At 55.5% G+C, this 19,363-nt stretch carries 13 protein-coding genes; 5 read left to right on the top strand and 8 right to left on the bottom strand.

The window, feature by feature from the left end:
* Positions 1–318: 318 nt before the first annotated feature.
* The 3 genes from ABNT34_RS06465 to galE all read right to left on the bottom strand — a co-directional run bounded on the left by ABNT34_RS06465 (position 319) and on the right by galE (position 4,586).
* Complete coding sequence (locus tag ABNT34_RS06465; RefSeq protein ID WP_348729872.1) at positions 319–2,322, bottom strand: glycoside hydrolase family 97 protein; 2,004 nt, start codon at positions 2,320–2,322, stop codon at positions 319–321.
* Positions 2,323–2,422: 100 nt separating this feature from the next.
* Positions 2,423–3,544, bottom strand: coding sequence for a UDP-glucose--hexose-1-phosphate uridylyltransferase (locus ABNT34_RS06460; protein ID WP_348729870.1), 1,122 nt, complete (start codon positions 3,542–3,544; stop codon positions 2,423–2,425).
* The gene (galE, locus tag ABNT34_RS06455) at positions 3,531–4,586 is read right to left on the bottom strand and encodes a UDP-glucose 4-epimerase GalE (protein WP_348729892.1); all 1,056 of its coding nucleotides are present in this window, start codon (positions 4,584–4,586) and stop codon (positions 3,531–3,533) included. The genes ABNT34_RS06460 and galE overlap by 14 nt, the downstream gene beginning before the upstream one ends.
* A gap of 376 nt (positions 4,587–4,962) precedes the next feature.
* Here galE and ABNT34_RS06450 point away from each other — a divergent pair, with 376 nt between their 5' ends.
* From ABNT34_RS06450 to ABNT34_RS06430, 5 genes are all read left to right on the top strand, one after another.
* Positions 4,963–7,764: a TonB-dependent receptor gene (locus ABNT34_RS06450; RefSeq protein ID WP_348729868.1), complete on the top strand. Its 2,802-nt coding sequence runs from the start codon at positions 4,963–4,965 to the stop codon at positions 7,762–7,764.
* Between the two features lie 134 nt (positions 7,765–7,898).
* Positions 7,899–9,149: a cation:proton antiporter gene (locus tag ABNT34_RS06445; protein WP_348729866.1), complete on the top strand. Its 1,251-nt coding sequence runs from the start codon at positions 7,899–7,901 to the stop codon at positions 9,147–9,149.
* Positions 9,150–9,231: 82 nt separating this feature from the next.
* Entirely contained in the window at positions 9,232–11,085 is a 1,854-nt protein-coding gene (locus ABNT34_RS06440; protein WP_348729864.1) for a PAS domain S-box protein, read from the top strand.
* Positions 11,082–13,490 carry an EAL domain-containing protein gene (locus ABNT34_RS06435; protein WP_348729862.1) on the top strand — a complete coding sequence of 803 codons (2,409 nt, stop codon included), beginning with the start codon at positions 11,082–11,084 and terminating at the stop codon, positions 13,488–13,490. The genes ABNT34_RS06440 and ABNT34_RS06435 overlap by 4 nt, the downstream gene beginning before the upstream one ends.
* 34 nt (positions 13,491–13,524) lie before the next feature.
* Entirely contained in the window at positions 13,525–14,358 is an 834-nt protein-coding gene (locus ABNT34_RS06430; RefSeq protein ID WP_348729860.1) for a transporter substrate-binding domain-containing protein, read from the top strand.
* Between the two features lie 46 nt (positions 14,359–14,404).
* Here the strand turns inward: ABNT34_RS06430 and ABNT34_RS06425 are convergent, their stop codons facing one another.
* The 5 genes from ABNT34_RS06425 to ABNT34_RS06405 all read right to left on the bottom strand — a co-directional run bounded on the left by ABNT34_RS06425 (position 14,405) and on the right by ABNT34_RS06405 (position 19,352).
* Entirely contained in the window at positions 14,405–16,066 is a 1,662-nt protein-coding gene (locus tag ABNT34_RS06425) for a S8 family serine peptidase (protein ID WP_348729858.1), read from the bottom strand.
* A gap of 406 nt (positions 16,067–16,472) precedes the next feature.
* Complete coding sequence (locus ABNT34_RS06420) at positions 16,473–17,306, bottom strand: transporter substrate-binding domain-containing protein (RefSeq protein ID WP_348729856.1); 834 nt, start codon at positions 17,304–17,306, stop codon at positions 16,473–16,475.
* The gene (locus ABNT34_RS06415; RefSeq protein ID WP_348729854.1) at positions 17,303–18,076 is read right to left on the bottom strand and encodes an amino acid ABC transporter ATP-binding protein; all 774 of its coding nucleotides are present in this window, start codon (positions 18,074–18,076) and stop codon (positions 17,303–17,305) included. The genes ABNT34_RS06420 and ABNT34_RS06415 overlap by 4 nt, the downstream gene beginning before the upstream one ends.
* The gene (locus tag ABNT34_RS06410) at positions 18,073–18,705 is read right to left on the bottom strand and encodes an ABC transporter permease subunit (protein ID WP_348729852.1); all 633 of its coding nucleotides are present in this window, start codon (positions 18,703–18,705) and stop codon (positions 18,073–18,075) included. The genes ABNT34_RS06415 and ABNT34_RS06410 overlap by 4 nt, the downstream gene beginning before the upstream one ends.
* Entirely contained in the window at positions 18,702–19,352 is a 651-nt protein-coding gene (locus ABNT34_RS06405) for an ABC transporter permease subunit (protein ID WP_348729850.1), read from the bottom strand. Before ABNT34_RS06405 ends, ABNT34_RS06410 begins: the two co-directional genes overlap by 4 nt.
* Positions 19,353–19,363 lie beyond the last annotated feature (11 nt).

Genomic DNA, 19,363 nt, shown 5'->3' with positions numbered 1-19,363 from the left:
GTTTAGGCGATAGTTAACTTGACCCTCATAGCCTCTTCCCAAACCCAAACAATGCCAGCATCGGCAGCCGCGGAGTGAGCGATCAAGAGTGAGCGCGGGAGGCGCGAACGGGCGAACGCAGTGGTGGCGATGTTGGCTTTGCCGCGATAATCAGCGTAACTCACTCCAGATCCCGAGTTGCACCCGGTATGCGATACCCGGTATGCGATACCCGGTATGCAGCGCTTAGTTTGGCATACTAAGTGTCACACACCGGATGTCGATCACCCTACGGACGTTTATCCGTAGGGTGTGCAGGCAACATATGCTAAAACCAGATTACAACGGCGTCAAAATAGCCGCAAATCCGCCGCCACCAACCATTGGGATCTCCAGGCTTTCGCCGGCTTTGACCAGGCGTTTTTCCAGTTTGTAATCTTCGGCGTGGCGGTCGGCGTTGATGCCGTCTTTCATCAGCTGCAGCTGATATGAACCGGCGCTGAGGAAATCCAGCTTGATTGGCAGCGTGCGGGCCTGTTCGTTGGTCATGCCGCCGATGTACCAGCTGTTACCGCGTTGGCGGGCCAGCACCAGGTATTCGCCGATGCTGGCGTGCAGCACGCGGAAATTGTCCCATACCGTTGGGATTTGGCTGATAAAAGTCGGGATCTCCGGCTCGGCTTCGTAGCTGGTTGGCGTATCGGCCAGCATTTGCAGCGGGCTTTCGTATAACACAAACATCGCCAGCTGATGGGCGCGGGTGCCGAGGCTCATCGGCCGTGAAAACACTGCGTTAAAGTCTTTGCGGTGGGCGTTACGCATCGCGCCCGGCGTGTAATCCATTGGGCCTGCGATCATACGAATAAACGGCAGATGCAGGTTGTGGGTTGGCGTGATGGCGTCCGACCATTTATGGTTTTCCAGGCCTTTGACGCCTTCGCGCGTCAGCACATTGGGGTAAGTGCGGTGAATGCCGGCTGGTTTGTATGAGCCGTGAAAATTCACCATCAGCTGGTATTTGGCGGCCATCGCGGCGGCGCGCCAGTAGAAATTCACCATCGACTGACTGTCGCTGTTCATAAAATCGATTTTTAAACCGGCCACACCCCATTTTTTATACAACGCCATGGCTGCTTCCATGTTTTTATCCAGGCCAGTCCAGGGCACCCACAGCTGCACCGCCACGCCTTTGGCTTTGGCGTGTTTAATCACCGCCTGCACATCAATATTCGGCAGCACTGTTAACACGTCGTCATGCGTCGACCAGCCATCGTCAATCAGGATATTTTCGATACCAAAACGGGCGGCGAAATCGGCGTAATATTGATAAGTGGCAGTGTTAATACCGGCTTTAAAATCAACGCCTTTGAAGTTGTTTTCGTTATACCAGTCCCAGGCGATTTGACCGGGTTTGACCCAATCCGGCTTGCCGATGCGCGACGGTTCAGCCAGCAGATAACTGAGCTGGATGTTGAGTAGCTCTGCGTCGCTGCGCGCCACGCCAATAATGCGCCAGGGGAAAGTGCGCGCACGCTCTACATTGGCAATACTGTTGGTGAACTCGCCGGTTTGTTCCGGGTTTTGCGGGTTCTGTTTGGTCAGATCCAGGTTTTTTGGATGCACACCATAGATGCGGCCATCGCCGTGGCCTTGTAACCACAGCCCCGGATAATCCTGTAAATCGGTTTCTGTCAGTAGCAGATTGACGCCGTTGCTGACAAACAACGCCGGCAGGCTGCCAAGTTCAGCACCATCGATACTTTTGGCCGGCACTGGCGTGAAACTCGGCTGAGTGGCGGTGCGGAAGTTTTTCTCAAAGGGGAAATAACTGTAGGTGCCGGCGCTGAAGTGAAAGCTGGCGGTCTCGCCGGTTAGTTCTGCGCGGCTGGATTTACCGGCAGATTTACGCCCCTCAAAACGCCAGGCGATGCCTTCGTTATAGGCGCGCACTCTGAGCACAAAAGGCTGGTCAAACTCCAGCGCCAGTTCGTTGTACTGGTCACGGATAGTGGCGGTGCGCACCGGCACCTCCGGCCGCACCTGCTGGTTTTCGCTGCGCCGGCTGTGCTTTTGCACTGTACCGGCCGGGCCGTACTGGACGCCGTCGGCAAATTGCAGGCTGATAGGCGAAGGTTCAAGCACGGTTTTGCCGTCGACCTGCAGCTGATATTGCAGCTGCGCGCCGGTTTCCAGGCTTATTGCAATGTGGCCATCCGGCGATTTCAGCTGAAACTGTTCAGCCAGCGCGGCGGGTGAAAGCAGCCAAAGCCAGAGCAGCGCATAACGCGCGCGGCGCTGCTGTGGGCTTTGCGCTGTTGTGATAGGGGTGGAAAGGACAAACATAACCAAAGCTCCGTCGGTGAATTAACAGGATCCAGTGAACCAAGGATTTGCCGCCTCGCGCGCATGCAAATCCGCCAATTTTGTCCTGAAAAATAAGCCTTTAGCTTGTTGCCGGCGCAGTTTGTAAATAATGCACCGCGCTTTGTGCGCGCAGCAGCGCAGCGGCTTGTTCCGGCGTTAAATCACGCTGCGTTTCGGCCAGCATTTCATAACCGACCATAAATTTTTTGATGCTTTGCGAGCGCAGCAGCGGCGGATAAAAATGTGCGTGTAGTTGCCAGTGTGCGCAGTCATCCGCCTCGCCTTTGGCAGGATAGGGCGCACCATGCCAGCCCATCGAATGAGGAAAGGCGCACTGAAACAAGTTGTCGTAGCGAATGGTCAGTTGCTGCAGGATGGCCGCCAACGTGCTTTGTTGCGCCGCCGTCAGCTGCTCCATCCGCTGCACCGGAAATAGCGGCAACAGCAGAGTTTCAAAAGGCCAGGCCGCCCAGTAGGGTACGACCACCAGCCAGTACTCATTTTTTAGCACCACGCGTTCGGCATAATTCTGTTCAGCTTGGGCATAGCGCAGTTCAGCTTGAGCATAATGCAGCAGCAAGTTACGGCCATGTTGCTGAAAATAAGCGCGCTGCATCGCATCAGCTTTGGCCGGCAGGCTGGGGATAAAGTCTGACGCCCAAATCTGGCCATGCGGATGCGGGTTCGAGCAGCCGTTCACCGCGCCTTTATTTTCAAACACCTGCACCCAGCGATACTGCTGCGACAATTCCCGATACTGCGCTATCCAACAGGTAATCACAGCGCCGATCTGCGCCAGAGTAAGCTCTGGCATGGTTTTGCTGTGGTCGGCGGAATAACAAATTACCCGGCTGGTGCCCTGCGCTGCCTGTAACTGAAACAACGCATCGGGTGTCGCAGGCGCGCGCGGTACTGTTGGCATCAAAGCGGCAAAATCATTGGTAAAAACAAAAGGTTGTATGTACTCAGGGTTGCGTTCGCCGCTGATGCGCAAGTTGCCGGCACAGAGATAACAGGCCGGGTCATAAGCTGGTAACTGCGCAGCAGCCACGCTTTCGAGCTGGCCTTGCCAGGGGCGCAATGCGCGTTGTGGCGACACCAGCACCCAGTCGCCGGTCAGCGGATTAAAGCGCCGGTGCGGATGTAAATTGCGGTCGAAGGCGGTAGCAGATTCGCCAACGGGCTGCTCAAACGGCTTCATCTGTTGCCTCCGTGGCTGTTTCGGCTTGCCATTGTTGTTGCCAGCGCCAGGCATCATCGGTCATCTGCTGTAAGTCGCGGCGCGCAACAAAACCAAGCTGGCGGCGCGCTTTATCGACACAAGCGACTGAACTGGTTGCATCGCCGGGCCGCCGACCGGTGATCTGCCGGGCCAGCGTGCGGCCGCAGGAGCGCTGAAACGCCGCAATCACCTGCAGCACTGAATAACCATGGCCACGGCCAAGATTATACAAATGCAGGCCTGGTGTTTGCGCATGGTGCTGCAGCGCCAGCAGATGGCCTTCGGCCAAATCTTCGATATGGATGTAATCACGCACACCGGTGCCATCAGCGGTCGGATAATCAGCGCCAAACACCTGCACGGCGCTGCGCTGACCGCTCGCCACCTGAGCGACAAAAGGCAACAAGTTGTTAGGGATGCCGTTTGGCGCTTCGCCGAGCAGGCCACTGTGATGGGCGCCGGCCGGATTAAAATACCGCAGCAGTACCAGGCTCAGCTGTGGGTGCGCCTGCGCCCAGTCTTGCAGTATTTGCTCCACCATATATTTGCTGCGGCCGTAGGGGTTTTGCGGTGCACAAGGGCTGTGTTCAGTAAAAGGCTGCTCCTGCGCATTAGAAGGCGGCGCCGCATACACAGTGGCGGACGAGCTAAACAGCAGGCAATAAACCTGATATTGCTGCATCAGCCGCAGCAGATGTAGGGTGCCTGCCACATTGGTCTGGTAATACGCCAGCGGCAGCTGCCAGGATTCACCAACGGCTTTTAAGCCGGCACAATGCAGCACCGCATCAAAGCGCTGGCTGGCGAAAACTTCTGTAAGCGCTGCAGCGTCATTCAGATCGGCCAACACAAACTGCAGTTGGTCTGCCTGTAACGGATAAAGCCGGCGCAGTTTAGTCACCACAGCACTGCTGCTGTTACTTAAGTTATCCAGCAGAGTCACCCGGTAGCCAGCCTGTAGTAACAGCGCCGCACAATGCGACCCGACATAACCGGTACCGCCGGTCAGCAAAATATTCATCCCTTTATTCATCAAGAGCCCTCTGCATTTGGCCTGTGAGTCAGGCCGGGATAGTGGTGGCGCAGAAGGTAGCGCCGGCGCTTTTCGGCCGTCAACGCCGGCAAGCGCAAAGGTGAGAAAGCGGGAACATTCAGTCGGAAAACCACAGCGGCTGCGCCCTGCAGCGCTACGACTGCACAATTTCCTGCTGCAGGAACAGCAACCGCCGACATTGTTTCATTGCTTATTTTTCAGGACACAGCCCTTGGAATTAAGGACGCGGCCCGGTGCGCAAAAGGCGGATTAATAGCAGCGTCCCGGCGGACACCGGCAACAGGATCAGGCCGGCTGTGACTCCCGCAGCCGGCCTGAGTTCATAACAAGAAGAGGCATAGTGATGAAACAAACATATCTGGCGGTGCTGATTGGCGCCGTGCTCGCAGGGCCCGCAGCGGCCAACGACACGCCGCAGCAAGAGAATAACGACAACAGTAAAAAAGCCAAAACCGTGGCGAAAAAAAACAAAGCCGCCACCGACAGCGTCGAAGTGATCAAAGTCACCGGCATTCGCAGCAGCTTAAAAGAAAGCCAGGAGATTAAAAAACTGGCGGACAACGTCATCGACGCCATAGTCGCCGAAGATATCGGCAAGTTCCCCGACGAAAACGTTGCCGAAGCGTTGCAGCGTATTCCCGGCGTCAGTGTGACCCGGGTCAATGGTGAAGGCCAGACCGTGACAGTACGGGGCCTGACCGGCGACTACAACATCACGACGCTAAACGGCCGCAAGCTGGCGTCCGACAACCCGTCGCGCGATTTTAACTATGACGTGATTGCCTCGGAACTGATTAGCGCTGTGCAGGTGCATAAAACGCCACAAGGCCATTTGCCGGAAGGTGGTATCGGCGCTGTGGTTAATGTGCAGACGGCGCGGCCTTTGGATATCGGTAAATTTGTCTTGTCCGGCTCGCTGAACAATACCTACAACGAAAGGGCGGAAAGTAACGACCCACGTGGCTCGTTGTTTATCAGCGATGTCAGCAAAGACCAGACTTTTGGTGCGCTGGCGTCTATCACGCATTCTAATTACACCAACCGGCACGACAGTTATCAGGCCTGGTCATTCAGCGAAAGACCGGTGGATATTGGCCGCGACGGCGTGGTCGAACACAAAGCGGTGCGGTTTCCGGGTTATGCCCAGTTGACGTCTTATCAGGATGAGCGTACCCGCACCGGCGGCACCGTGGCGCTGCAATGGCAGCCAAATGACAATATCGATGTTAACTTTGATGCGCTCTACAGCGTCTATGACATTGATTCAAATGGCCGGCAGCTGTCGGTGGTGACGTATTCTGAATCCTGGTTGCCGGCGAAAAACGGTGTGTATACCAGTGTTGATGTTGGCGCAGACGGCTGGGCCAAACAGCTGGCGTGGAAAGGGCCGGCGCTGATGGATGTGGTCGACACCCGGGCACCGCGTCGCAACACCACTTATCAATATGGTCTGAACCTGAACTGGGTGACCGACGCGCTGGTTTACAACTTCGACCTTGCCACATCGGCCGCTGAAAACAAAAATAACGGCGATAACAAATATGTGGTGGCGCGCTCCGGCGTGGAATCGGCCAGCATCAACTGGAATAATGGCCAGGCTATTCCGGATATTGTGTTATCGGAAGAAGTCACGCCCAACAGTGTGTTTGGCGCCTGGTATACCAACACCGACGGCACCGGCGTGAAAGATGCCACCGACAACGCTGCCTTCAGTGGCACCTGGGAAAACGACGGCCTCATCAGCAAAGTGATGTTTGGTGCAGGTTATGACCGGCAGGAAAAAGAACGTATCACGCACCGCTCGAAAAACGCCTCAATTTTTGCCGGCGAAAACCTGGCGAAAATCAACGCGCCTAAATCAGCGCTGGTGAATTTTTATGGTCACGAATGGTGGCGTTTACCAGCCAGTGCGCTCGATGCCGGCAATATCAGTAACTTTATGGGCAGCACCAAAGCCAATATTCCGGCCAACTGGGCGACGGTTAATATGACCAACCTGTATAAGTTCCTCGGTGAGCTGGACCCGGCCGCAGCGGCTTTGCTGCAAACCGAAATTTCCAAGTCGCAGTCCTATATTATCGAAGAAGAAATTTCGCATGCTTTTGTTGAGATGAATCTGGAAGACACCTGGCTCGACATGCCGTATTTACTGAATCTGGGCCTGCGTTATACCCACACCAATGTGGCGTCCAGTGGCCATTCGCAGAATATTCATAACCTGCGGTTTGGTGCCGACGGCAAACCGGTCGACGACAGCTGGAAAGAGGTACAACCGGTCAGCGAAGAATCGGCGTACGACGATGTGCTGCCAAGCCTGAACCTGAAACTGGAACTGACCGACGACTTAGTGCTGCGTCTTGCGGCGTCGCAGGTGATTTCGCGGCCGTCGCTGGCGGAACTGGCGCCTTATACCTATATCGACGTCAAACCGAACGAGCAGGGCGTGCGGTATTACGAGGCGCGCACACCGGGCCTGAAACCTTATACCGCCGACCAGTTTGATACCGCGCTGGAATGGTATTACCACGACAGCGGCACTTTAACGCTGGCGAGCTTTTACAAAGAAGTCGCCAGTTTTATCAAGTGGGATAAAAGCACTGAAACTATCGACGGCCAGCCGTTTGAAGTGTGGAAACCTTATAACGACGCCAGCAAATCGGCGCGCATTCGTGGCTACGAACTGGCCTGGCTGCAAACCTTTGACGAGCTGCTGCCAGCTTATTTAGCCGGTTTTGGTCTGCAGGCCAACTACACCTGGAACGACAGTGTGTCTGGTGAAACCGATGATGCCGGCAAAGCCAAACCGTTTCGTGGTTTGTCAAAAAGCCAGCTGAATCTGGTCGGTTTTTACGAGCACAACAAATTTGAAGCACGGATTGCCTACAACCAACGCTCCGGTTTTTACGCCTGGGACAACTGGTCGACGATTGGCGGCAAATCAGTGGCCGAGCCGTTGATGAACAACAGCACCAGCTGGATGGATGTCAGTGTCAGTTATGACCTGACTGACCAATTAACCTTGCGGGCCGATGTTGCTAACCTGCAGGATAAAATCGATACGCGTTATTTAGGCTCGGCCGAGCATATTCAGTATGCCGCCACTTATGGCCGGCGTTTTACGGTCGGGGTGCGCGCCAGCTTCTAAATGCGGTTTTGCCCGGATCTTTGCTTTGTGTTTGTTCCGGCAGCGGGCCTGTTTCACCACAGGCCCGCTTTTTTCTTTGGCCTGTCACACTGGCATCGCTACAATGCCGTGTCTTTTTTTAGCCGGGGTGTGCTGTGGAACAACTGCCAGCAGGTGTCAGTCTTTTTTTCATTCAGTTATTGGTGATCCTGGCGGTGGCCCGGTTAGTTGGCGCGCTGGCGTTAAAACTTGGCCAGCCGCGGGTGGTCGGCGAGATGATCGCCGGTATTTTGCTGGGGCCAACTTTGTTTGGCGCCTTAGCGCCGCAGCTGCAGGCGCAACTTTTTGCCGCTGATTACCGGCCTGTGCTGAACCTCGGCGCGCAAATTGGCATCGGCCTTTACATGTTTCTGGTCGGGCTCGAATTTGATACCTCAATGTTTAAGGCCAAGGCCCGCAGCGCTGTGGCAATTTCACTGTCCGGCATTCTGATGCCTTTTGTGATGGCCTGTGTGCTGGCGACCTGGCTGGTGGGTCAGGGCGGTCTGTTTGCTGACAATATCAGCTGGAACCAGGCCATGTTGTTTCTTGGCGCTTCGATTGGCATCACGGCATTTCCGATGCTGGCGCGGGTCATTCAGGAGCAGGGGCTGGCCAACAGTAAACTCGGCACGCTGGTGCTGGCGGCCGGCGCTATTGATGATGTCGCTGCCTGGTGTCTGATGGCGTTATTGTTAGCCAGTTTCAGCGGCGACGACAGCCTGTTTATCCGCGCAGTGCTGGGCGCGGTGATTTTCGCCGGCCTGATGCTGACGCTGGTGCGTAAACATGCAACACAGCTGGAACACTGGTATCAGCGCGAAACCCGGCTGACGCCGCGCTTATTGCTGGTGATTTTGCTGCTGTGGGTGTTTGCGGTCACCACCACTGAATGGATTGGCCTGCATGCGGTGTTTGGTGGTTTTGTGCTCGGCGTCGTGATGCCACGTGGTTTGCTGGCCGAACATCTGGTGAAACGGCTGCAGCCGGTGGTGCTGGTGGCGCTGGTGCCGCTGTTTTTCACAGTGTCTGGCCTTAAAACCGATTTGTCGCTGCTGGCCGAGGGTACTTTGTGGCAAGTGGCGCTGGCGGTGATCGCCGCGTCGATTTTCGCCAAAGCGGTGGCCTGTTATCTGGCAGCGCGGCTTTGTGGTGAAAATCATCCGATGGCGTTATCGGTCGGCATCCTGATGAATGCACGTGGCATGATGGAGCTGATTTTGCTGAATATCGCGCTGCAAAACGGCGTGATTAAAGCGGACCTGTTTTCAGTGCTGGTGCTGATGACCATTGTCACCACAATGATGGCAACGCCGCTGTTTAATTTCCTGCAGCGCCGGCCGTCATTTCGCGGCAGATTACAATAAGATGAAGCCAGAGGCCGGAGCTTGCTGAAACAGGGACAGACAACTAACCTTTAGATCCGACAAGTCTGAACGGATAGGGTAGATGGAACAGGATGTCCTGTTAAAGGCGCAGGCCTTTGATTTATTAATGGCGCAGCTGCCGGTCGGACTGGCCGTGCTGGACCAGCAGCAGCGTTATCTGGCGATTAATGACCGCCTGGCGCACTTTCATGGCATCCCCGCCGCTGACCACCTCGGGCATTCGGTCGCGACCATGTTGCCCGAGTTATACCCGTCTATCGCGCCTATGCTGGTGCAGGTGCTGGAATCCGGCCAGCCGCTGCTGAATTTTGATATCAGCAACAATCCCACTATCGACAACCCCGGCTGCGATGCGACTGAACATTGGTTTGGCTCCTATTTGCCGCTCTGTGATGCGGCAGCGCAGGTGCAGGGCGTGCTGGTCATCGCGCTGAACAAGACGATGGAGTGGGGGATGCAGCAACGCAGGCAGCAGGATTTAGACAAACTGCGTCAGGTGCTGGATAACATGTTTGCATTTGTTGGTATTCTGGCTCCGGACGGCACAGTACAGGATGCCAACCGGCCACCGCTGGAAATGGCCGGTCTGACCCTGGCAGATGTACAACATAAAAAATTCTGGGATTGTTTCTGGTGGAGCCATGACCCGGCAGTTGCAGAGCAAATTCGTCATGCGATACATCAGGCGCAACAGGGGTTTACCAGTCGCTTCGATGTTCGCGCCAGGATGCAGCACGGTATTATCGATGTTGATTTTATGCTGGCGCCTATGTATGACGCGGAAGGCAATATCTGCAATCTGATCCCATCCGGCATTGAAATCACCGACCGCAAATCCTCCGAGCAGCAACTGATCGACAGCGAGCTGCGTTTTCGCCGGGTGTTTGACAGCGTGGCAGACGGCCTCATTTCGGTCGACCGACATGGTCATATTTCGCTGGTGAATAAAAGGGCACTGGAGATGTTCGGTTATCAGCAGCATGAAATGATCGGCCAGCCGATTGAAATGCTGGTGCCGCAGGACAAAATCAGCGGGCATCATCATAGCCGGCAGCAATATCTGCAAAACCCCTCGACCCGGCCTATGGCCGAGCTGAAAGAATTATTTGCCAGGCGCCGCGACGGCAGCCTGTTTCCGGTCGAAATTGGCCTGACTTATCTTGAAGGTGACAGCAAAGTGTCGGTGCTGGCGACAGTCACTGATGTCACCGATGCCAAAGCGGTGCAGCGCGACCTGCAGCAAATAGTCCATGACAAATCCACTTTATTGGCTGAACGCACGGCACTGCTGAACGAAGTGCATCACCGGGTGAAAAACAATCTGCAGGTGATGTCGAGTCTGCTCAGCCTGCAATCGCGCAACGCCCCGGCTGAACTGAAACAAGCCTTTGCCGAGAGCCAGATGCGGGTGCGCACTATGGCGCTGACCCACCAGCTGCTGTACGAAAACCGCAATTTCAGTTCAGTGCCGCTGGCGGTTTATCTGGAGCAGTTATGCCGGCTGATTCAGCAAACGCTGGCACCAACCAGCCAAATTCGCTTTAGCTACAGCGGGCTGGATCAGGCGTTATTACTGGAGCTGGAGCTAACTATTCCCTGTGGCCTGTTGGTCAATGAAGTGGTAACCAACAGTCTGAAACATGCTTTTGTGCCGCAAGTCGGCGCAGATGGCAGCATGCAGGTGCGCGGTCAGGTCAGTCTGGCCCTGCAGGCATTGGCGGACGGGCGTTATCAGCTCGAAATCAGCGACGACGGCATCGGCATGCCCGGCACAGTGCAGCTTGGCAGTGGCGCGTCGATGGGGATGCAGCTGATCCCGGCCTTTATCGCCCAGCTTAACGCTGAATTGCAATTGCAACGCCAGCCCGGCACTTGTTACCGCATCAGTTTTTACCCGCAGAAGGAGGCGCGATGAACAGTAGTGTGCTGATAGTGGAAGACGAATTTGTCGTGTCGCTGGATTTAAAAAACATGCTGGAGGACCTCGGTCATCAGGTGGTGGCGACAGTGTCACGCGGCGAAGATGTGGTGCCTACAGCACTGCGGCAAAGACCGGACCTGGTGCTGATGGATATCCGCCTGGCCGGCGTGATGACCGGCACTGAGGCGGCAGTGTTGCTGAAACAGCAGTTGGATGTGCCTATTGTGTTTCTGACCGCCTATTGTGACGAAACTGTGTTGCAAGAAGCGGAGCGCAGTTATCCGCATGGTTATCTGGTCAAACCGTTTGACCGGCGTGAGCTGGCCGCCACACTGCGCATGGCGGCGAATAAACACAAAGCCGAACAGAGTTGCCGTCGCTCTGAGCAACGACTGAAACTGGCGATGGCGGCGGCCCGGCTCAGTTATTTTGAGCTGGATCTTGGCAGTGGTGAGATGGAACTGCATGGCCCGTTAGAAACGATGGCGATGGTGCAGCCGCTGACGCTGCACAGCATGCTGGCGCGCTCTGAACAGGACCGGCTCGACAAACTGCTGCTATCCGGCAAAGCCTTCAGCGGGGTGTTTCAGGCCCGTAGCGGCGACGCACTGCGCTTTGTGCAAATCCATGCCCAGCCGCAAATTCTGACCGACCGCAGCAACCCGGTGTTACTGGGTGTGATGGAAGATGTGTCGCGTCAGCAGCAACATGAATTACAGCTGCGCCAGGCGCAGGCGGTGTTCAGTACCACGGCTGAAGCCATTCTGGTGCTTGATGATCAGGGCGCTGTGGTGCTGGCCAATCCGGCGTTCAGCCGCATCAGTGGCTTTAGCCTCAGCAGTATCCGCGGTCTGTTGCCACAGCAGTTTTTGTATCCGCCTGCCTCGTCTGGGCTGGCTATTCCACAGCTGCATGAACTCAGCGCCACGCACTGGAGTGGTGAAGTGATTTGCCAGCGCCAGGACGGTTCAGTCTTTCCGGCCTGGCAGCACTTATGTAAAGTGCGGGCGCCGATGACCCGTGGCCGGCGTAATCATTATGTGCTGATGTTCTCTGACATCAGCGCGCTGCGCCGGGCCGAGGAGCATCTGGTCACGCTGGTGAATCTGGATCATCTGACCGGGCTTGGCAACAGGCGTAAGCTGGAAACGGTATTAAAAACTGAAATCGAACGCGCCCACCGCGCCGGCACTATGCTGGGTATCCTGTATCTGGACCTGGATGGTTTTAAGCTGGTCAATGATACGCTGGGCCATCATGTCGGCGATTTATTGCTGCAGGAAGTCGCCAGCCGGATTTTGCTCTGTACCAGAGCCGGTGATGTGGCGGTGCGGGTCGGCGGCGATGAATTTGTGCTGATAACCCCGGATATCCGCGGGCCGATGGACTGTTATGCCGTGGCGGAAAAACTGCTGAGCAGCATTTCGGCCGATCTGCAGCTGGGCGATACCCAGGTCAGTATTTCTGCCAGTATCGGTATTGCCTGTTATCCCAACGACGCGCTGGACTATACCGGCTTATTAAAATGTGCCGATCTGGCGATGTTTGCCGCCAAAGATGCCGGTCGCGACCGGTATATGTTTTTTAACCCGTATTTGTCGGAAAAAGCTCACCTGCGGGTGCGGCTGGAGCGGGATTTAAAACTGGCGTTGCAGGCGCCGGCATCACAACCGCAGCTGGCGGTGCATTATCAGCCGATTGTCGATGCCGTCACTTTACAAATTTGCGGCGTCGAAGCGCTGATGCGCTGGCAGCATCCGCAGCTTGGCGCCATAGCGCCGGACCGCTTTATTAAACTGGCGGAGCAATGCAACCTGATTCAGGAATTGTCCGACTGGCTCTGCACGCAGGTATTAAAGGATGTCGCCCTGCTGCAAGAGCTTACCTCACCACAATTTTATCTGGCGCTGAATCTGTCGGTACGTCAGTTTGACGATGGGCTACTAGTGGAACGGCTGCAACGCTTTTTTACACCACAAGGCATGTGGCCGCGCTTGCAATTTGAACTGACCGAAACCGCCTTTATGCAGTCAGAACGGTTGGAAGCTTGCCTGCAGCAGTTACAGAGGCTCGGGTCTTCCATTGCGCTGGATGATTTTGGCACCGGTTATTCGTCATTAAGCCGGTTAAAAGAATTACCGCTGGATTGCCTGAAAATCGACCGGGCTTTTGTCGCGCATATGAACAATGACAGCCGCAGCGCGCAAATTGTTCAGGCCATTTGTGCACTGGCGCATGCGCTGGACCTGGTTCTGGTGGCCGAAGGCGTGGAGACGCGTGAGCAGCTGGCTGCGCTGCAACAAATGGGCTGCCAGCGAATTCAGGGTTATCTGATTGCCAAACCGCTGCCGTTGGACCAGCTACGGATATTGCTGCAGCATGGCGTACAGCTACACTGAACGACCGCGCTGTCTGGCAAATAGGGGGAAACCGATGCGCAACTGGTTCGCCGGTTTTTGTTTGCTGTGTTGTGCTGGCGCACATGCGGCTGAGCTGATGCTGCTGTCTGCAGTGCCGGTCGAATTATTTGAACGTTCCACCCCAGGTTATGCGCCGGTGGCGATGGTGCAGCAAGTGCTGAAGTATTATCCGGCGCCGTATAAAATCGAATCGGTCAGCCTAAACCGGGCTTTTGCTGAATTAAACAGCAGACCCGGCGCCTGCGTGGTCGGAGTGCGCAAAACGCCACAGCGGCAACGTGATTATTTGTTTAGCCTGCCTTATATCATCGCGCCGGATATCCGCTTAATGGTGAAAACCGGTTCGCCCTGGGTCGGGCGCTTAAAAGCCTTGCAGGACAAAGACGGGCGGGTCAGCCTGCAGCAGCTGCTGGCGCTGGCGGAGCCGCCGGTGCTGGTCACTGAGGATGGCCGCAGTTATGGGGCGGCGATGGACCCCGCTCTGGCCGGCTACCGGCAACAGCACCCGGCTTATGTCAAAACTGCCAAAGTGTCGCGTTTTGGCGATACGATTCCAATGCTGCAAAAAGGTTATGCCGATCTGGTGCTGGAATATCCGGCGGCGCTGAATACCACTGAACTGGCGGTGCTGCAAAGTTTCCGGCTCAAAGAGGCCGACCCTTATGCACTGGCTTATTTTGCCTGTAAACGCGACGCAGAGACGGCCGCTCTGCTGCAACAACTGGACAGCGCGATAGCGCAATTTCGCCAGCAACCGGAATTTAAGACGTTGTTGCTGGATATTTATGCCCCGGCCGAGCGAGAGCACGTCTGGCAGGTCTGGCAGCAGCTGAGCAGCCAGGATTAAACGCAGCAACAGGGCCCGGAGGCCCTGCGTCTGTGAACGGTACTAGCTACTGACAGCTGCCGTTATTTTTCCACACATCCCACTGGCCGGATTTTTGTGCCGGATTCTCGCCCTGCGTCCACCACTTCGCCGTGTATTTCACACCCTGATGCGCCACGCTGTTGCCGGCAACATAGATACCGCTGGCGGACCAGGTCGGCAGACCGGTACAGCCGGTATTAGTGCCGCCGGACACTGTCAGCGTCTGACTGCTGCTGTGGCTTAAGCCTTCAGCATCTTTCACCGTCAGCGTCACAGTGTAACTGCCGTCCGCCGCGTAAGTATGGCTTGGTGCAGTGGCCGTAGAGCTGTTGCCATCACCCAAATTCCAGCTGCTGGAAATCACTGCTTTGTCGTCGGTCGACTGGTTGCTCAGTGTCACAGTGCGACCGTTGATTGCGGCGCTGAACTTGGCCACTGGCGCCTGATTCTGACCAGTGCCACCCCCGTCGCAACCGCCGGCCAGATAGTCATAAGCCGCTTTGGCGTTGATAATGCCAAAACCAAAATTGACGTCGCGGCCGGCGCTGCCTTTATCGACCGCAGTTTTATTCAGTGCGTTGCGGATTTGTGCGTTACTGCACTGCGGATAATGGCTCCACACTAGTGCGGCTACACCAGAAACATGCGGGGTCGCCATCGAAGTGCCGCTGATTGATTTATACCCGCCATCGCGCCAGGTCGAATTTACCCCGACGCCAGGCGCGGCAATTTCAACCTGATTGTTATATTGCGAGAAACTGGCTTTGGCACCGCTGCTGTCTACGGCGGCGACAGACACGACCGCGTCATAAGAGGCCGGATACGACAAAGTGCTGTTACCGGCGTTGCCGGCTGCGGCGATATGCAGCATGCCGGCGGCATAACTTTGTTCAAAGGCGCTGCGCTCAGCGGTCGACTGGCCACTGCCACCGAGGCTCATGCTGGTGACGTTGGCGCCCGCCGCTTTACATTGATTGATGGCGGCAATCAGATCTGAGCCATAGGCCCAGTTGCCGGCGTTATTAAACACTTTGACGATATGCAGCTTCAGCTGGCCGTTGCGGTTCACGCCAACCACGCCCTGATTGTTGCCGCCTACTGCAGCAATAGTGCCGGCGACGTGGGTGCCGTGGCCATTGCCGTCTTCGTACCAGTTGCCGGTGTCGTTACTGCCATAACCATCGTCGCCGGTGACGCCACTGTTAATCAGGTCCGGGTGATTCAGCGTGTAACCGGTGTCCAGAATACAGACCTTGCGGTTGCTGACCAGATTGTCCGGCACTTGCAGTGCTTTGACCATGTCGATGCCATAAGGGGTGGATTCGGCCAGCAGATAACGGATAGGGTCCTCTTCGACCAGCGTCACCTGCGGATTGGCTTTGACTTTTTGCAGTTGCTCCGGCGTCAGCTCGACGCTGATAAGGTTTTGCTCCGGCACTGTTTGCAGCGGCTCCAGCTGTAAGGTGCTGGCAAACTGCTGCAACTGTTGTTCTGCCCGCAGATAAGCCTGCTGTGTGGATGCTGCACTCGCATGGGCGCCATCAAGTTTGGCACCGGCTTTGAGTACGACGATATAGCGGTTGGCTGATTCCGCGGCAGTTAAGCCTGAAGCGACAGATAAGGCCAGAGCGCTGAGTGCGAGAGTCCAGCCGCGTTGGCGGGTCTTGTACTGAGATAAAACGTGCATGGTGGTGTTTCCTGTTGTTTTGACATCTTTTATGTTTTGACGTCTTTTATTGTTAACGTCTTCGGATGTGCAACCCGGACAGCCACGCAGAGCTCTGAAATGACAACGCTGTCGGTGCGCTGTTAAAGCAACAAAACTGTCACGCAGCGGCTTGATATCAGTGCGATAAATTCTGGATAAATGCTGGATTTAGTGAGGGGTAAATTAGTGAATTTGCTAAGTTGATGAATGTAATGAGGGTTGCCTGGGTGCGGTCTGATGAGCTCTTGTAGATACAGCAAACGCAGTGTCGCCGTACATAACCTGCCCCCAAGCTCAGGCACCGGCCATCGTGTGACGACCATCGTGTGACGACCATCGTGTGACGACCACAGTGCCCGTAAAGATCATCACAGATGATATGGCGCTACCAGCGGCCGCCTTCAACAATCACGGTTTCCGGCTTAGTGTCTGCCGCAAGGCCTGGCGCCAGATAAGTCTGATACAGCTGATGCAGGAATTTCTCTTCACCAAGCGCCGCCAGTTCGGCATTGACCCAGTTGCGTAGGCTGTCGTTGCCTTTTTGTACCGCTGGCGCTATCGGTGCGTCCGCTTCTAACTTTTCCGGCAGCAGGCGAAAATCCGGATGATCTTTGCGAAAGGTCAGAAGGATGAGGTTGTCCTGCGCATAAGCATCAGCGCGGCCATCCTGTAAGGCCTGCAGCGCTTCAGTGTTTTTCTCAAATTTCAGCAGCTTGGTACTGCGGTAATTGCGGCTTAAGTAAATATCCGCGGTGGTGCCTTTGGTGACGATCACGGTTTTGCCGGCTAAATCCTGAATGCTTTTGACCGGACTGTCGGCTTTGACCAGCACCTGAGTCGCGACCCGCAGGTTCGGGTTGGTGAAATCAACGACGCGGGCGCGCTCTGGCGTGACCGTCATATTGGCCATGATGATGTCGACTTTACCGCTTTGTAAAAACGGCACGCGGCTGGCGGCTTCCACCACGACAAACTCGATTTTGCTGGCGTCGCCGAGTAAATCTTTGGCAAAGCGTTTGGCTAAATCGGTATCAAAACCAACGTATTGGCCTTTGGTATCCACAAAACCAAACGGTGGTTTGTCAGTAAAAATCCCTACTTTGAGCACGCCACGTTGTTTGATTTCATCAAGGCTGGCGGCCTGCGCCACGCCACTCAGGCTCAGCAAGGTGCTTACAGTGATGGCGAGTGCCAACAGTGGTTTGAAAAAACGCTTCATTTGGTTTTCCTTTTCATTTGTTGCAGTTGCTGAAAATGACTTAAAAATTGTTGCGCACGCGCCGTTTGCGGCTGGTGGAAAAACTGGGCTGGCGGCGCACTTTCGACGATGCGGCCGGCGTCCATAAAGATGATGCGATCAGCGATGGCTTCGGCAAAACTCAGTTCATGCGTTACCAGCAGCATGGTCATGCCGTCGTCGGCTAAATCCCGCAGCACCTGCAGCACTTCCAGCACCATCTCAGGGTCGAGTGCGGCGGTGATTTCATCAAATAACATCAATTGCGGCTGCATACACAAAGCGCGGGCGATAGCGACCCGTTGTTGCTGTCCACCCGACAGTTGACGCGGCAAGGCCTGGGCTTTGTCGGCCAGGCCAACTTTGCCCAGTAGTTGCAGGGCACGCGTACTTACGATATCGCGCGCTTCGCCTTTGGCCACTACCGGCGCCAGACAAAGATTTTCCAGCACATTCAAGTGTGGAAACAACTGGTAGTGCTGAAACACCATGCCGATGCTGCGGCGCAGTTCAGTCCACTCACTGCCGGCATGCAGCTGCTGACCGGCAAAAGTCAGGCTGCCAGCTGATAATGGCTCCAGGCCATTGATACAGCGCAGCAAGGTGCTTTTACCGCAGCCGCTTGGGCCCAAAATCACCACCACTTCACCGGTCTGTACTTCAAGGTTGATCTGCTGCAGGATGGCGTGCTGAGCTTTGTGATGGCTAATGGCGTTGAGACTTAATAAAACCGGGGATGTGTGCAGGCTCATGCCAGACTCCAGCGTTGTTCCAGGCGACGGGCCGCCAGGCTTAACGGAAAACAAATGGCAAAATAGCCAAGTAATAACAGGCCGTAGACCAACAGCGCATTGTCTTCGCGCTCAATGATTTGCTGACCGGCTTTGGTGAGCTCGGTGACGCCAATCAATACCGTTAACGAGCTGGTTTTCACCAGCCGCGTTGCGACGTTCATCAACGGCGGCAGCGATAAACGCAGTAACATCGGGCCCAGCAGATAACGCCAGCGTTGACGGTGATTGAGCCCGAGGCTGATACCGGCTTCCACCTGTGCGACAGGAATGGCGCGCCAGGCACCACGGAATACTTCGCCGGCTTCGGTACTGCCCCACAGCACAAAGACTAAAAGCGCACTGCCAAGGCCGCCGAAATCAACGCCGGTCCACAGCGGCAAACCAAAAAACAATAAAAACAGCCAGACCAGCAGCGGAATAGTGCGAAACAGCTCCAGCCAAAAACGCGCCAGCAGACTGAATTTACTTTGCGCCAGCAGCACATAGAAAAACCCACCGGGTAAGCTCAATAACAGACTGAGGCTGGTCAGTAATAATGTCTGGCCGAGGCCGGGCAGCAGTTGCTGCAGAATGTCGACGATGCTCATACGAAACGGGTCTCTAATTTTCGCAGGCCAAAGCTCAGCGGCACAAACAGCAGCAAACAACACAGCGTCATTAGCAGCAGGAATTCATAGGTCAGGTAATACAGCGCAATACCGTTGGTGGTGGTGTACATGATTTCCGCCACGGCAATGGCCGACAGCACTGTGGTTTCGCGCAGTAAAAAGCAACCGGTTGCCGCCGCAGCTGGTAACTGGCGCTGCCAGACCTGTGGCCACAACACCAGGCGCAGCAATTGAAAGTGGGAAAGCCCCAGCGCGCGGGCCGCCTGGCTTTGTTCGGGCGGAATGCCGGCAAAACCGGCGCGATACACTTCAGTAAAATAGGCACCACCTAAAAAGGTCAGCGCCAGCACACCACAGGCTTCGGCGCTTAATAAAATGCCCAGTTTCGGCAAACCAAAATACAGCAGGAATAGTTGAATTAATAACGGTGTGTTGCGGCCGAGCTCAACATAAGCGCCAATCAAATAACGCACCTTTGCCAAAGGACCGCTGGCGAAATGCCATAAAATGGCATTGCCGATGCCGAGCAGCGCACTGAGGATCACGGCCACGCCACCTAAACACGCAGTGGTCAGCAACGCCCGGCCGTATTCGGGTAGCTGCGAGACGATAAAGGTCCAGTCCAAAATATACAGTG

The sequence above is a fragment of the Rheinheimera texasensis genome (assembly GCF_964031785.1).
In the GTDB taxonomy this organism is placed as follows: Bacteria; Pseudomonadota; Gammaproteobacteria; order Enterobacterales; family Alteromonadaceae; genus Pararheinheimera; species Pararheinheimera texasensis_A.
The sequence above is the reverse complement of the archived record's forward strand: the minus strand, read 5'-3'. Positions and strand labels throughout refer to the sequence as shown.